Source organism: Streptomyces sp. NPDC007157 (genome assembly GCF_040634235.1).
Lineage (GTDB): Bacteria > Actinomycetota > Actinomycetes > Streptomycetales > Streptomycetaceae > Streptomyces.
In genome coordinates this window covers 53243-69056 of the sequence record NZ_JBEYFE010000034.1, presented here as the reverse complement: position 1 = coordinate 69056, position 15814 = coordinate 53243, and the positions used below count along the sequence as shown (strand labels likewise).

The 15814-nt window shown below is 66.2% G+C and carries 9 protein-coding genes; 3 read left to right on the top strand and 6 right to left on the bottom strand.

Going from position 1 to position 15814, the window contains the following annotated elements; all coding sequences use genetic code 11:
- Positions 1-131: 131 nt before the first annotated feature.
- The 3 genes from ABZ642_RS40565 (at position 132) to ABZ642_RS40555 (ending at position 3260) form a co-directional block, all read left to right on the top strand.
- Positions 132-365 carry a hypothetical protein gene (locus ABZ642_RS40565; protein WP_360494754.1) on the top strand — a complete coding sequence of 78 codons (234 nt, stop codon included), beginning with the start codon at positions 132-134 and terminating at the stop codon, positions 363-365.
- Positions 366-796: 431 nt separating this feature from the next.
- Complete coding sequence (locus tag ABZ642_RS40560; protein ID WP_360494751.1) at positions 797-2677, top strand: tyrosine-type recombinase/integrase; 1881 nt, start codon at positions 797-799, stop codon at positions 2675-2677.
- Positions 2667-3260: a DUF6262 family protein gene (locus ABZ642_RS40555; RefSeq protein WP_360494748.1), complete on the top strand. Its 594-nt coding sequence runs from the start codon at positions 2667-2669 to the stop codon at positions 3258-3260. The genes ABZ642_RS40560 and ABZ642_RS40555 overlap by 11 nt, the downstream gene beginning before the upstream one ends.
- A 55-nt stretch (positions 3261-3315) precedes the next feature.
- Here ABZ642_RS40555 and ABZ642_RS40550 read toward each other — a convergent pair whose 3' ends face one another.
- From ABZ642_RS40550 to ABZ642_RS40525, 6 genes are all read right to left on the bottom strand, one after another.
- Entirely contained in the window at positions 3316-3996 is a 681-nt protein-coding gene (locus ABZ642_RS40550) for a hypothetical protein (protein WP_360494745.1), read from the bottom strand.
- A 127-nt stretch (positions 3997-4123) separates the two neighbouring features.
- The gene (locus ABZ642_RS40545) at positions 4124-4423 is read right to left on the bottom strand and encodes a hypothetical protein (protein ID WP_360494742.1); all 300 of its coding nucleotides are present in this window, start codon (positions 4421-4423) and stop codon (positions 4124-4126) included.
- On the bottom strand, positions 4423-4659 hold the full coding sequence (locus tag ABZ642_RS40540; protein ID WP_360494740.1) for a hypothetical protein: 237 nt from the start codon (positions 4657-4659) through the stop codon (positions 4423-4425). Before ABZ642_RS40540 ends, ABZ642_RS40545 begins: the two co-directional genes overlap by 1 nt.
- A gap of 215 nt (positions 4660-4874) precedes the next feature.
- Positions 4875-5201: an ankyrin repeat domain-containing protein gene (locus ABZ642_RS40535; RefSeq protein WP_360494737.1), complete on the bottom strand. Its 327-nt coding sequence runs from the start codon at positions 5199-5201 to the stop codon at positions 4875-4877.
- A 57-nt stretch (positions 5202-5258) separates the two neighbouring features.
- Positions 5259-11606, bottom strand: a complete 6348-nt coding sequence (locus ABZ642_RS40530; protein WP_360494734.1) for an RHS repeat-associated core domain-containing protein — start codon at positions 11604-11606, stop codon at positions 5259-5261.
- Positions 11607-11942: 336 nt separating this feature from the next.
- On the bottom strand, positions 11943-15563 hold the full coding sequence (locus ABZ642_RS40525; protein ID WP_360494731.1) for a LamG domain-containing protein: 3621 nt from the start codon (positions 15561-15563) through the stop codon (positions 11943-11945).
- Between the last annotated feature and the right edge of the window lie 251 nt (positions 15564-15814).

Here is a 15814-nt window from a genome sequence, read left to right as displayed (position 1 = left end):
GGTCAGCGGGGGCTACACCCACTCCTCACAGACCACGCTCTGCACGGCCGACGATCAAGACCTCACCGCCCAGCGCTAGATCCTCACGGGCGGTGCGGGCTGACCGGCAACCACCGCAACCAGCCCGGGGCTTGGACCAGACCCTCGCCGGAGCGGACATCCATTTCGACGACCGCCTCGACGCGGCGAGCCGCTTCGCAACGCTGGACCGCGACGCGGCAGTTCGCGGGCTGCACAAGCTGATCGCGGACTTTCGGGGCGACCCGGACTGGCGCGACTGGTGCATGGATGCCGCCGAGGCACTGGCCGAACTGGATGACCAGCGCGGTGATCAGATCATCGGCGAGCTCTCAGCCGGTCTTTGAGCGCGCAGCAGTTCCGAAGTCCCGGGGCCTGCTCAAGACCACGATGGTCAGTGGCCTGACGCGGACGTCACGCCAAGGGTGTTGCTGACAAGAGGCGGCACGTTGCTGGAGCCTGTCGATTCCGCCGCCGCGATCACGTCGCCGCCGAACGCTGTGAGAGCCCAGCCTGTAGTTCGGTGGGTGGCATCGTCCCAGCCCCCCGCAATAGGCGTTCTCACTGCAACTGCGGCAGTCTCGCCCAACCTGCAGGATCGCAGGTCAAACAGTCCGAGCAGGGTCCGGAAACCGTCGCAATCCATCTGCGGCACCACAGGTCAACGACATGCGGTCACCGCAACAACAGTGCGACCTCACACCCGCACTACCAGTCCTGGGAGCGGGACCGCCGCCAAGGCGTCGAGACCGGCGACCCGCAAGCCTGGGCTTCGAGGGTGGCCTCGAACCTGCGGTCCAACCAGTTCTGCCTGCGGCCCCCGGAGAAGGCCGTCCGCTGGGAGGTCCTCTACGGGCTGCAGCAGCGAGATGCCCGCGGCGGCGCTCTCGAGCCGGCGGCGACCCGTCTGCTGGTCTCCAAGCTCGGCGGGATCCCGAGTCTGCTGACCGTCGAGCCGGAGGACTTCGCCGCCAGCATGCTGAGAGGCAACAACATCGTCGCTCAGTTCCGCGAGGTCGCCCGGTCCATCCGGCTGGCGTCCTTGTCCTTCCGCGGCATGTCGCCCACCGACGCAGACCTCTGGGACCTCCCCTCGCTGGGGCTGAAGTCCGCGGGCCTGGGCGGCCGCCGGCAGCGGCACGGCCGCGTCGATGCCAGCGCGATCCGCCAGCCCTGGCTCCGGGAGGTCCTCAAGACCTGGGCTGAGACGGTCAGCATGAAGAACGACAAGTTCAAGCGGACGTTCAACGCCTGCGTCGTCGCCTCCGACGCTCTCCATACCCGGCCGGGCGGCGGGCAGGACGTGACCCGGCTGCGGTTCGCGGACGTGCAGGCTGTCTTCAGCGCGATGTCCTGCATCCGCCGCAGCGACAACGGGGAACTCGCCAGCCGCAAATGGCGGATGGACTCCTTCAGCGTCTTCCTCGACCTGATCGACTTCGGCCGCAAGACGGACATGCTGGACGGCCTGCCCGGCAGCTTCAACCGGGACAAGACGCTCGTTCTCCCGCACGAGGAGACCATCGAGGACGCGGCAGGCAAGGCCGTCCCCGAACCCGTCATCGACCAGATGGACGCCCATCTGCACCTGATGGGAGCCGGGTTCCCCTACGGCGAGATGGAGCGGGCCGACATCGAACTGATGCTGCAGACGGCCTACCTGGTTCTGCGCGATACTGGCCGCCGTCCCATCGAGGTCGCCAGTCTGCGGCTGAAGTGCCTGGAGACCCGCAAGGGCGAGAACACTCTCATCTGGGACAACGTCAAGAAACGCCGCTACGGCCGCAAGCTGCCCATCACCCGCGAGACCGCCGACGTGATCAGGACGTGGCAGGGCCGCCGGCGGCAGATCGAGGTCCCCTCCCGCAGCCGGAAGTACCTCTTCCCATCGATCACCGACCGCAGCGGTTTCGCGCACATGGAGGCTTCCAGCCTCGTCAACTCGATGCGTGAGTGGGTCACGGCGATCCCAGTGCTGCTGAGCGACGAACTCGACGAGCACGGCGGCCGGATGCCGTTCGACCGCACGCTGATCTTCCCCTACGCGTTCCGGCACGCCTATGCCCAGCGTCATGCCGACGCCGGCATCCCGGTCGACGTGCTCAAAGAGCTCATGGATCACCGGTCGATCGTCACGACGACGTATTACCAGGTGTCCCTGAAGCGGAAACGCGAGGCCATCACCACCATGCGGAGGCACACCCTCGACCGTTCCGGCCGTCCGGCGCCGTTCACCAGCACCACAGACTACGAGGCCCAGTCGGTCGCCGTTCCATTCGGCAACTGCCGCGAGCCCAGCAACGTCAAGGCCGGCGGCAAGGCATGCGCGATCCGGTTCCAGTGCGCCGGCTGCGGCTTCTATCGCCCCGACCCGTCCTACATGCCTGCGATCGAACAGCACGTCAACGACCTGCGAGCCGACCTAGAGACCGCCAAGGCGATGGACGCCGACGACTTCGTCGTACGCAACCTCACGGACCAGATCACCGCGTTCACGAACGTCGCCGGCACCATGCGCGACCGGCTCAGCAGTCTCCCCGAGGCCGAACGCGAGGAGATCGAGGAAGCCAGCGCGGTCCTGCGGAAGGTCCGCGCGACCCGGGACCACACGCTGCTGCCGCTGACCGTGATCCGCAAGGGGACTCCGGATGCCGGCTGAGACGTCCGAGAAGTCCTCCAGGACACCCGCGGAGGTCCTGAAAGCTGCACGTCAGCGGGACAGTGCCGACAAGCGCGGACGCGTCCTCAAGGCCGTTCAGGACATGCTCCGCGACAACCGGCGCATCACCTTCGCCGCGGTCGCCCGCGAGGCGGACGTCTCCAGCTGGCTCGTCTATGCCCCTGGCCTGCGCGAACGCATCGACCAGGCACGAACCCGCCAAGCCGCCCAGGGCCACCAAGACCAGCAGAGCGGACGGAAGGTCTCCATCGCCAGCGAGCAGACCGACCTGCTTCTCGCCCGCCAGGAGATCAAACGGCTCCGGACCGAGAACGGCCAGCTGCGGCAACAGGCCCGCGTTCACCTCAGGCAACAGGTCGACCAGCTCGGCAACCACGGCCTGGTCGACCGCATCAACGAACTCACCGAGGAGAACCTCCGGCTGTCCACGGCGGAACGGCAGGCGACCGCAGAGAACACGCAGCTCCGGCAGCGAATCACCGAGCTCGAAGACGACCTCGCCGCCGCCCGCACCAGCCTCCGCCGAATGATCCGCAAAAAGAACGGTCGGGAGAACACATGACGCAGCCTCCCTCTCAGCACAAGCTCGCCCTCGCCGGATGGAGATGACAACACGCTCAGGCAAGTTCGCCAGCCACGCCGGTCAGCGAAGGTGGCGTGTGGCGCGGCCACCGCGCGCCCACGTGTTCCGACGCGGCGGCCCGGAACGCCTCCATCAGTGCGCACCCCGGATATGTCCCGAACACTGCGTACTTCCAGCGGTAGTAGCACGACCAGTAGCTCACCACGCGTCGCTCCGTGCGTGCGAAGAAAGCTGGATTCCGCGCGATGAACTCCCCATAGAGCCTGCGCTGGGCCGAGCCTGGGACAGCGAGGCCGGCAAGCCCCCGCGCGATCACGTCAAGGATCTCCAGCACGTACTCGCCAGTCAACTGCACCACGAACGGGGCCACCCATGGCTCCCTCGACGCCACGATCTGTTCGAGGTGGCGCTGGCGGACCCAGCCATCACCGTGCCGGGAGTACAGGCAATGCAAGATCACCTGCTGGGTTCCGGTCAGGAGCCGCTCCAAGTCGGCGCCTGGCTCCTCGTTGTAGATGCGCGAAGGGATGGCGAGGGTCTCGCCCCCCACCTCAACCTCGAAGGGCTCCATCGGCGCGTGCCTGGCGTCCGGCATGACCTCCAGGACGCTCCACACGTCACCGGCAAGACGAGTCGGAAACGCTGCCGCCAGGACATACGTGATGTTCGACGGATCCCGAGACAGATGCACAACACGAGGATAGGCGGCGAGCATCTCGCTCCCTCAACTGGCCACCTCAGCGCCGCGGGACAGGCTTAGGAGTTCGGGTCTCATCATCGCTGCTTGTTGGTTCGCAACACGGCTCAAACCAACGAAGTGAAGCAGACGTACCTGTCGTGCATCAGACTGTTGCAAGCTTCCGACCAGCTACAACCACTGATGAACCCCAGATAACCACGGTGCGCAGGGCGGTGACAAAGTACAGGACGCGGACGGCTTCCACGTCGTCGGTGTACTGACGCAGTTGAGGGCCGATGGTGTCGCCGGGCAGCGCCTGGCCGACGTCGGGGTCGACGGAGATGACGACCAGGGCGCGGTCCAGAGCGTGAATGTCCGCCTCGCTGGTGAGGTTCTCCAGCTGTTTAGCGGCGGAGTCGGAGAAGACGATCCGGGCGCGGCGGGGCCCGTGTCCCTGGGACATCAGGCGACGGCCGGCCGCTGCGCGGCGAGACGGGCGAGGTGCGCCTCCCGCAGATCTTCCCAGGGCGTGCAGTCCTCGGGTGAGGGCAGGCCGTTTCCGGCGATGTCCTCCAGGACGGCGGAGAACTGGTCGGCCTGCTCGCGGGTTCGGGCCGCGTAAGCGCGGACGGCATCGGCGGCCGCCGGCTCCAGCTGCTGCCGGACGGCTCCGTCAGCGGGGGCCGACTGGTCGTCCATCGGGGCCTCCAGGTGCGGGACGGGCGTGCGACTTCACGGTATCGCCGGGCGGGCCGTCCGGGGACCGGGTCGGCAAGGTTGCCGGCTCTGCGCGGGGGTGCCGGCGTGGTCTCGTGCTGTGACTGGGAAGGTGCACCGGGATGGCGTTGTGGTGATAGATGACGTCGCGGGGTAGCTGTTGGGCTGTAACGACTATCGGAGCTGTAGCTGGAGTATCAACTCACAAAGCGCGTGAGGAGTCTCGTGGCTAGCCCGTGGCCGTACTCATCCGCCAAATCGAGCGGGCTTTGCCCTTGGCCACCTCGAGCTTGCGGCGATGCACCATAAGCCAGGAGTACTGCAATGCTGGTAACCCCCATTTCAGTGCTTCCTTGAATGGCAACATCGGCTTCGTAGTCAATCGCATGCGCCAGCAGCGTCATACCACAGCACTCTTCATCAGGATCCACCCCTGAGTCCAAGAGCCGAGCCAGAGCGTCTACATCGCCGTCTTCAATCGCTTGATGGGAAGGGGTCCATAGGTTTTCAACCAGAGGCGCCATGGAGCAGAGCATACATGATTGCCGCACACCGATGGTGAAAGGTGTGCGGCGATCATTTTACTGCCTACCAGAAGTATAGATCAACCGTACGTTCGGAAAGGCGTCACGGAATTGCCCCACCACAGAAGTGCACGAGGGGCAGGCCTGTTGCGACGAATGAAGGGTGAGAGTTCCACGCACGTCGGACGGCGCGCCCAGTTTGTTGGCTATATACGTGAGCATCTTGTACTCAGTATCCTGTGTGCGAGGGTTATTTCCGGTTGCAGTGGCCCGGAACCTAGCCGGATTTCCTTCACCGCCAACCACGGGAACCAGCCCCTTCTGCTGATGCTTGCCGCTCGTAGAAACAAGCGTCAAGGGATCCTCGCCTTCAATTTCGAGCATACCCGCAAGCGCCGATCTACCTTTCCCGGCAACCTTCTGCGTGAACATCTCCTCTACGCGGGCGGCCAGTATTTTCGAGGTCAGATTTTGGGCCTGTTTAGCGACGAAGAATCGGGTGGCCCCCATCTCGAAGGTACCTGTCGCCGGCGTCGAACACGCCATCGGGCCGGGCGGGCAGGAACTTCCGAAAGCTCTATCTGCAGCCTCATCGAAATCGCCGGCCAACAGGGAAGCGTACGAAGTCTGCCCGAGTGAATCGATTAGGCTGTCGAAATATGATGGAATGTCGGGACCGTCGATGGTGCTCGTGTCAGCGGGGCCATCAACGCTAAAATGGGCGCAAGAGGAGATGGGCCAGCAATTATCATCGCTACTATCGGCGCCTTCTGGGCTTTTCGTCGTTGTAGAGCCGCCGTAGCCGGGGGCGACGCCGCCGCCGGTAGGGTTACCGTTTCGGGAAAGGCTGCCGTCGCCGTGAGTTACGTTCCCGTTGCCGCAACTGACGTCAAACTCCTTGCCGCAAGCGAGACCTTGTCCGGTGGGGTCCGAATAAGAGACCGGGTTATTGGCGCTGTAGCTGTATCCGTTGAGGGTCTGTGATTTGTCGATTTCAAGCAGTGGGTCGACGCTGATGAACTGGCCGATGGTCGCGTCATATTCACGAGCGCCAATTTGAATGAGGCTGGTCGAGGTGTCGACAGGTTTACCGAGGAAGCCCTTGTCGTCGGGCCAGGTGACCGTGGTGGTGTCACGGGAGGCGCCGAAAGGGGTGGTGTAGCGCTTCGTGATGGCCCAGGTGGTGGCGTCGAGAGCTACGGATGCCGTGCCGTGCGGGTCGTTGGCGAGGAAGGCGAGTTTGGTGGTGCTCGATCCGGAGGCCGCGGTACGGACTGCAATCGTCTGGCCGCCGGCAGTGTAGTAGCGGAGGCTGGTCAGGGTCTTGGTGGTGCCCTTGACGGTGAGGTGGACTTCGGTGTCGCCGAGGTAGAGGACGCTTTCGCCGTCTCCGGTCGCGCTGCGGATGAGGAGGTTGCCGTCGGCGCCGTAGAGGTAGTTGGTCTTCTTGGTGCTCTCAGTGACGCTGGCGAGTGCGTCTTCGCTGTTCCAGGCCAGCGTCTGGGTGGCGGTGGCTCCGGGGCGGTGGATGGTGTTGCCGGTCTTGTCGTACGAGTAGGTGGCGCTCTTCGCGCCGGTTGTGCTGTTCAGGGGGTGTGGTTGGCCGTTGGTTGTGCCGTAGGCATAGTCAGTGCTCTGGTTGCCGGTGGTGAGGTGCTGGGTTTCGGTGTCGCGCTGACCGGCGGTGGTGTAGGTGTACGAGGTCCAGTAGGGGGCTGCGCCGCCGAGGCTGGCGGTGGTGAGGCCGGTGGTGGTGCAGTCGGTGGTCAGGGGGGTCCAGGCTTCGGTCATGCGGCGGTAGCCGTCGTAGGTGAAGCACTGGTTGTCGGTCTTGCCGGTGCCGCCGAGGGTGGCTGCGTCGCTGATAGAGGTGACGTTGCCGGCCTCGTCCTGGTTGTAGGTGAGGTCCTGCGGCATGTAGCTGTGGGTGTCGTCGGTGATGTAGGCCCTCTTAAGGCGGCGGGTGCCGTTCTCGTAGGCGTAGTTGAGGTACGCCTTGGGGGCTGAGCTGGTGGAGTCGGTCCCCAGGGTGAGCGTCGTCAGATCACCGAGTTCGGAGTAGGCCGTGCCCAGGAGGTAGCCGGTTTTGCCGGTGAGGGTTTTGAGGTTGCCGAGGGTGTCGTAGGCCGGGGTGATGCCTTCCGACGGCAGGCCAGCAACGGCCGGATCACTGATCAATGAGGGGAGGTTGGCCGCGTTGTACGTTGTGTCGAACGTGAGCGTCCGGCTTGTGCCACCGACGCCCGCCTGAGCAAAGGCGTCCGTCGCCGGGAGAGTCAGTGAGGTGGTGGTCGGGTTGTAGAGGTTGTCGAACTTCGTGGTCTTCTGGACGTAGGCGTCGCCGGTGGCTCCGTTGGTGTAACGGGTGGCGGTGTCCTGCTGGCCCTTGGCGACCTGGTCGTAGTCCCAATGAGCAAGCTTGTTGCCGTCGGTGGCGGCGGTCTGCCACTGGTCAGTCTTGCGGCCCAGGATGTCGTACTTGAACAGGAGCTTGCGGTATTCCGCGTCCAGGGTCCAGTCCACCTGGTCGAGGGTGTTGTACTGGGTGGTCGTGGTGCCCTTATCCGGGTCGGTGGCGGTGAGCTGCCGGCCGAACAGGTCGTAGGTGTAGGACCAGGCGCTGGTGTCTTGTGCGGTGACGGTTTTCTGCTGGCCGGCTGGCGTGTAGGTGTAGCGGGTGTGGTTGTAGGAGCCGGTGGCCTGGGGGGCGGCGTACTGGCGGGTCTCGGTGGTCTCGCCGAGTGCGTTGGTCAGGGTCGAGGTGGCCTGGCCGCCGATGGGGGCGGTCTGGATGACGCGGTCGCCCTGGTAGGCGGTGGTGGTCGTCCATTTGTGGGCGCCCTTGACCTTGGTCTCGGCCGAGATGGAGCGCCCGGCGCCGTCGTAGACGGTGTCCACCTGCATGGGGGCCTGGCCGCCCTCGACGGTGGCCGCCGAACTGGAGGGAGCGTTGCTCGCGTCCCAGATGTCCGAAAGTGTGGACTTGACCAGGCCGCGGGTGTCGTACTGGGTCAGGGCGACGATGCGGCCGCCGGAGGTGGACGGCGACTGCGTTTCTCTGGCGCGCAGTAGTGAGTCGTAGAGGGTGTAGGAGGTGGTGTAGCCGGAGGCGGTGGGGGTGAGGGTGCTGGTGGAGATCCAGGACGCGGAGTCCTTGGACAGGTTGTAGTCGTAGGTGTAGTTGGGGGTGGCGTTGAGCAGGTGGAGCCGGTTGGGCAGCCAGACCTGCTTCAGGCGGCCGAGGCTGTCGTAGGTGGTTTCTGTGATCTTGGAGTTGGGGTCGGTGACCTTGGTTGCGCTGCCGGTGGCGAAGTCGATGATGCTGTTGGTGGTGTAGTTCTTGGCGTCGGCGACCGCAGTAGCGGTGAGGGGGCCTGTCGCGATGGGGGTGTAGGTGGTCTTGCTCTTCTGGTCGCCGTTGGTGTCGCTGACGATCAGCGGTCGGCCCAGGGTGTCGTAGGTGGTGGTGCTGACCTTCTGCCAGGTTGGCTGGTCGCTGCTGTCGTACCCGGCGGCCCGGCCGGTCCACTGCGGCTCGCCCTTGGTCGGGCTCTGCGTGGCGGTCCAGGCGGTGGTGGCGTCGTAGGTAGTGGCGACGTCACTGATGACGTCGCCGGCCTTGGTGGAGTCGGCCGGCAGGTCGAGGGCGCTGTCGGCGGTCGCGCATGGCTTGGCCGTAATGCGGATCCGCGAGACCAGCTTGGTCAGGCCAGTGGTGTCGTTGCGGGCGTACCAGGTGCGGGTGCAGGTCTCGTCGCCTGAGACGGCGTCGTCGCCGTCGTCCTCCAGCGTCTGGGGCATGCCGTAGGCGTCGTAGGTCGTGGCGGTCGTCCGGGTGCGGTCGACGGGTGTGCCGGAGCTGGTGACGTTGGTGCGGGCGTGGGTGGCGGCGGTGCGGACGAAGTACGACTCGGTGTCGGCGTAGGACTTGTGCTGGGTGGCGGTCCGCTTCGACCAGGGGTCGTTGATGGTGCCAGATACTTCGCTGGGTCCGTCGTAGGTGACGCTCTCGCGGGTGAAGCCGGCGTACTGGTCGGCGTCGGTGAGGGCGCTGGCCTTGATGCCGGTGCTCTGGGCGGGGCGGCGGGTGTCCGGGTCCAGTGTTTTGCCGTCGGATTCCAGCAGGCGGTCGCCGTTCATGCCTCGCATGTAGACGGTGACGGTCTTGCTCTGGGTGCCGTCGCTGGGGCCGGTGAGGTGGGTGACCTTCGCGAAGCCGCGCCAGATGGACCAGGTGCGTTCCTTCGTGGGCGTCATCGGGTCGTCGTCGTAGTGCCAGGCGCCGCCGCCGGAGTACTGGTAGGTGTCAGCGATGATGCCGGAGGCGCCGGTCGGGTCGCTGGTGCTGACGGTGGTGACCGGGTATTTCTGGAACCAGTCCAGGGTCGGGTCGACGTCGCCGCCGTTCGGCCGCCACAGCACCGGGTAGCAGGTGCGGGTGTTCTGGTCCGGGCGTGGCATGGTCTCGCCGGCGACGCAGTCGGGTTCGGCGTAGTTCACGGAAATGACGGCGCCGGTCTCGGTGGTGATGCCGGTCAGGCGGGGCTTGGCCAGGGGCAGGATGTTGTCGTCGCTGGCGTCGACCCGGTTGTTGAAGAAGTCGCTGGTGAAGGTGATCGCCGGGGTGGAGAGCGCGGTGCCGTGCTCGCCCGTGTGCTGGATGGACTGCAGCCACAGCGACTGGTCGGCGGAGTCCCCGCTCTCACCGGCATCCAGGTAGGCCTGGGTCAGCTTCCACGAGTCCACCGGCTGGAAGTCGGCGCTCGGTGTGAGAGCGGCGTTCCACGCGTAGGTGGTGATGCCGGTGAGCCGCTTGCGGGTGAAGAACGTGGGCCCCACGTTGCCCGTGCACTTGTCGTCGTCGGCGCAGATCGCGTCGAAGGGCACGTCCGGCCAGTGCTGGCTGGTGGAGTCGGTCAGCGAGTCGCAGCCGTCGTCGTCGCGGATGCACCGCTCGGAGTAGGTGAAGGAGATCTTGTCGGAGGCGGCGGGGCTGCCAGAGAACAGGGCGCCGGCGCGCTGGCCGTAGAGGATCTTGTTGAGGTAGCCGCCACGGGTGTACTTGGTGCCGGTGTTGTCGTCGCCGAGGGTGTCGTAGTTGTTGGTCTCGGCGGTGTACCAGTAGGACATGGCGTTGTGGTGGGTGTCCTCGACGTAGTCGAGGTTCCACCGCCAGGCCTGTGTCTTGGCACGCCCGCTCAGGGACGTGCCACTGCTGTAGCCGGGCTCTCCCTCATCATCGCCGTAGACGGGAACGGTCCAGACGCTGTTGGTGCGTTCGGTGTCCGCGCCGTCGAGCTTGTTGAGGCCGAAGACGTACTTGGTGCCGTCGCTGGTGATGACGGTCCAGTACTCCCCCTTGCCGTCGGTGCCGCTGTCGCCGTCGTCGCCGTTGTCGGCGCCCGTGGAGTGCGTGACGATCGAGGCGTCGTCGTCCTTCAGGTGCCAGTCCCCGGTGGTGTCGTCCTTGACCAGTTCGGTGGACTTGCCGTTGAGGACGAGGGATGCGTTGTCGTACTTCCAGCACAGGTCGTACTTGCCGTCCTGGCCGTCGTCGTCGCAGGAGCCGTACTTGCGCTCGACGTAGGACGAGGTCAGGTCGAAGCCCTCACCGATCTGACTGCCCTGGTTGTTGGTGTTGGCGGTGCGGCCGTCCACGCTGCCGGAGTCGTAGGAGATGGCGAGGTCGGGCGCCGGACCCGCCGCGGCCGGCGGTGCCTTCAGCGGGTAGTTCCAGGTGAACGTGCCCGAGGAACCGCCGGCTTCCCATGTGGAGGACGCGGACAGCGGGGTCGCCTTGTAGTCGCCCCCGCCGGACTTGGCCCCCGCGGCAAGAGCCAGCAGCATGGTCTGCCCGGTGGCCTGGGTGGACGTGGTGCTGAAAGTGAGGCGGGCCTGAACGGTCTGCCCATCGCGGTCGTTGGTGTAGGGCAGGGTTTTCCCGCTGCGACAGGCGGCCTTGCCGGGGTGGGTGAAAGCGCAGTCCGGCAGACGCAGCACTTGGAGGCGTCCGGCCCAGTCTCCGCCGTAGGCCGCAGCGAACGAGGAGTAGTCGATGCCGAGTTCGGCCGTCCCACCGGTGCGGGGGGCGGTGACGGTCAGGGCGACGCCCTTGATGCCGAGGGCCTGCGTCTGTGCGTGGCTCAGCACCCGCACCTTCGCCGTCCGTACCGCGTTCTTCGCCGTAGAGGCGGTCAGGGACACGGGCAGGGAGCTAGCCCTCGCGTGTCCGGCCGCCTTGGTTGAGGTGCTGAGGGTGGCGGTGGCCGCGGTCGGCCACACCACCTTGGTGTCCTGCTCCTGCCGGGCCCGCTGCGCGGCCTTCGCATTGTCCGCAGCCTGCCGGGTGACGGCGCGGGAGGCCGCGGTCTGCTTCGGCTTCAGCGGAACCGTCTTGACCGACACCTTCTTAGGGGCATCGGGACGGCCCAGTGGTTGTGCGCCCTGTGCGACTGCGCTCAGGGGGCTGAGTAGCCCGGGCAGCAGGGTGAACGCGACGGTGACGGCGGTCCGGGCAAGCCAGGACCTGCTGCTCCTACGTCTGGGGGTGCGGGGGCGGAACGGCAGCATGGGTCTCATGTCCAAAGCTCCATACGAACGCCCCTTGTTGAGGGGCGGGAGTCGGGAAACCGTGCTCGGGCACGGCCGGCGAGTGCAGGCATGCAGCCGATCGGCTGCCGGTTCGTTCGCGTCAGCCCCTGGTGGGCGGGACGGCGGTCGCTCCCGCCCACCGGGGTGGGGTCAGTCGCTGGGGATCACACGGTCACGCACCTCGTCGGCGGTCATCGCACCGACCCAGATCCGCAGCCGGCTCAAGTGGCCGGCGAAGTAGCCGGTGGATGTGGTGCCGCCCATGGAGAGGCTGCCGGTGCCCTGCTGCGGGCTGGTGACCGCGTTCTCGGGGCCGTCGTCGACCGGCGTCGTTCCCACATACAGGTGCATACGGCCGCCCTGGTCCTGGGCGTCGTACACGCCGGTGAGTATCACCGACGAGCTGGAGTCGGCGAGCTCGGTCACATCGGTCACGTCGGCCGTGGTCACCGTGGTCCCGGAGGGTGTGGTGCGCAGGAACTTCCAGACGTAGGTGTCCTGATCGATCTTCTGCACAGCCAAAGCCCAGGACACTCCCCCGGTTCCTGCCTGTCCGGCAAGCTGGGCCTCATAACCGTTGGGCTTGGTATTGAGCACCGTCGGGTCGAACTGGGCCTGCGCGGAGACCGTGAACGAGCCGGTCTCGTCGATGGCCGGGCCGGTGACCGAGGCGTAAGCACCGTTGCCGTTCAGGACCAGGGCGCTGGACTCGTCGTCGATGCTGGCTCCGCCCGACAGTGCCATGGCACCGATGGGGTACGGCGAGAACTCACCGACCGTGGTGCCGGACGAGTTCTCGGCGTTCCAGTCGGCCACCAGTTCCGTGGCCGGCAGGTCCTGCTCGGTCGCCTGTGCCTCTTGGGCAATCCTCTCCGCGCTCAGGGCGTCCTGCCAGGCGGCGACTTCGTCGATACGGCCCCGAAAGTACTGGCCTGCCGCGCCCCGCACGATCGACCGGCCCACCTGCAGGCCCTGTGAGGCCGCCCAGGGCTTGTAACTGGGCGCGGCCTGGTACAGGTTGACCGGATCGCCCTGCGGGCGGCCGTTGACGAACAGCTGGATGGTGTCGCCGCTCGGGTCAGATCCTGCCGTGTAGACGCCCGCCAGGTGTGTCCACACCCGCAGGGGCGGGTTAGTGGCCGTTGCCACCGACTTGACGAAGACCGGCGTCGCCGAGTCCGTAGCCGTGTACTGGAAGACATACGACTTCGTGGACGAGGAGTAGTAGAGCGCGAAGGCCTGCGCCTGCGCACCGGGCTCCGTGAGGATCATCCGGCTGGTCGAGGCGTCGGTGAGATTCGCCCACGCCGAGATCGTGAACGAGTGGGCCGTGTTCACGACCGGTGCGGTGGAGTCGGCGTAGGACTGCTGCAGATTGGGGTCACTGCTGTCCAGCCACAGCGAGGTGTCTTCATCGCCGCGCCGGGCCATGGTCGAGAAGCCGGCCCCGTCGTGCATGGTCAGATCATGCGTGGCAGTTCCCGGGTCGTGCGTCGCACTGTCCTTGGCCGTGGTCACGCCGGAGCCGGGGGCGCCGTCGTCGAAGTGCCAGCGGCCGACCGGCCCCGGCGGAAGACTCACCTTGAAGTCGAAAGTCTCGGGCGAACCCGTTCGCTCACGGACGTCCATGGCCCATACCGTCAGGTGGTACGTGCCGCCCAGGGACGGTGTGACGTTGTCCACCTCGGCGCTGTGGTTGGTGGCCGCTTTGACGGTGTGCGCTTTGCCTTCCTGACCGCTCGGGCCGGACAGCGTCCACTGATAGCCGTCGATGTCCGTGTCCGCGCTGTTGGGCCCGAAGATGAACGATCCGGCCAAACCCGGGCCGCCCTTGGCGGTGCACGGATCCGCCACGCACTGCACGTAGGGAGATCCCTTCACGGGATCCTTCGGTGCGATCGTCGGTTCCTTCGGCGCGGTGGAGTCGATCGTGAAGTAGCACCACGGCGAGAAGGAGGAGTAGAGGTCGCCGCTGTCACCGTCGTAGGACCAGTGGGACTGGGTTCGGGCCCGATAGCGGTAGGTCGTGCCGTCTGTGCGTTTCGTGGTCTGCTTGTCGAGCAGTTTGCCGTCCGTGAAATAGCCGCCGTCGTTGTCCTCGGCCCAGATCTCTTCCCAGCTTCCGTCCGCAAGAAGACGGGCGATGCGGTAGTTGGCCTTCAGTTGGCCCTTGCTGTCATTGGTGCCCGGCTGCACCTGGGTCTCCACCCGTGCCCGCACCGTCGGCTGGTCGACCGTGACAGCCAGCGGGGAGTCCACCGGATTGCAGTAACCGTGTGCGTTCGCCCCGGCCACGCCGGGAATGACACCGACGTTGATCGGCACGCCGGGGTTCGGCACGTAGTCCACGGTGATCTCGGCGTTGTCGTCGAAACGCTTCCACGCGCGCGTGTCGCTCTCATCTCCCGCGCGCAGCATCAGCGTGAGCCGGCCGAACTTCCCGTCGGCGAAGTCCTGCACCTGCTTCGTCAGACTGCCGTTGAACTCCACCCAGGCATCCGGCTGGGGAGGACTGCAGTTGTCGCCCCGACCTGCCGACACCGTCTTGGTATCGATGAGCGCGATGTTGCCCGGGCCAGGCCACCGCGTTCCCTCCGTGATGTTTCCGGTGCGCTCCAGGTCCACGGCCTTGGCATCGCAGTTGAACGACCAGGTCTCGTGCGCACGGAACGTGGCGTGCAGAACGTGCTTGCCGGCCAGGGCGCTGGGGCTGAACTCGAAGTACATGCGGTTGACGTAGTCGTCACCGCACGGGTAGCCGTCCGCGCTCGCACAGCGGCCCACTCCGTAGTCGCCGGAGAACTGGTAGAACTTGTCGCCGTCCGAGGACAGGACCGTCCGCTCCGACCGTGAAAGCCCCACCGCCGGGTCGATGCGCACGGGGTACACGGTCTGCTCGCCCCGCAGCAGGTTCAGGTCGGGGGTGACGGTGATGCTGCCGTCATCGACCTGCACGGGCAGGGCTGCAGTCGTGTCGCCGTCCCCCGGCTCGAACGGCTCCTGGGTATCGGTATCCGGATCGGCCATGGCGGAGGCGCCGGCCGATCGTGCCGCTGTGTTGAGTGTCTGTGTCTGAGTTCCGCCGCCGCTGCCGGCGGAGTCCCACATTTGTCCCGCCGGGCCGATGAAGACAGCGTTGTCGTCGGCGTCGACGGCGCGCAGTCCGCCCCCGGCCCCGGGGATGATAGACACGCCGTCGCCCTCGATGGCGAAGCGCAGTTGCTCCAGCGCCTGCTGCTGCGCGGCCTCAGCAGACTTGACCACCAGGACCTCGCGGTATCCGTCGGGCACCGCGGTCAACTGGAGGTCGACTCCGGGCAGTACCTCGGAGTAGGTGGCGGTCGCACCGTCCAGCGAGGGCGCGGGCAGCTCGCCCGGCCAGCGCACCGACAGCGACCGCTGGTCCTTCGCCAGGTGCACCATAGACTGCGTTCCCCCGGCGGAGAACGACTCATCGGCCGCCGCGTACCGGGGGCCGATCGACCCGTCGGCCCTGTGCACGAGTGTCGTGTCTATGTCGTGCCAGGTGCCGGCATCGTCCTTCGCCCGCTGCGGCGAGGTCGCCTGCTTCAGGGTGTAGGTGCCGTCAGGATTCGCGAAAGTCTGCGTGTACTCCGTGCGCTGGTCCACCACCTCGACCGGCTCGTCCGACGCCTTCGCCTGCTCCAGAGGCGTCGGACCGGTGTCCCCGTCAGCCTGCGCCGGCACCGCGGCGGTCACGTTCGCCACCGCCACCCCGCCGAACACCAGCGGCCACGCGGCCAAAGGCACAGCGAGCCGCCGCACCCACAGCTCTCCCGCAAGAGATCTCCGCTTTCCTGCCTGTGATTTCACAGCCCCGCCCCACGCCCCGCAGAAGATCCACAGATACGTCGCGGATAGTAATCAGACGCGCCCACAAAGTATCAAGAGTGATCCACATCACAAGCCAAGCTTTTAATTGGACAATTATTAGAAAAAGAGCATTTAAAGACTCCGCAAAAAAAGCGACGCGGAGAATATCCGCCTCATTTCGAATTAAT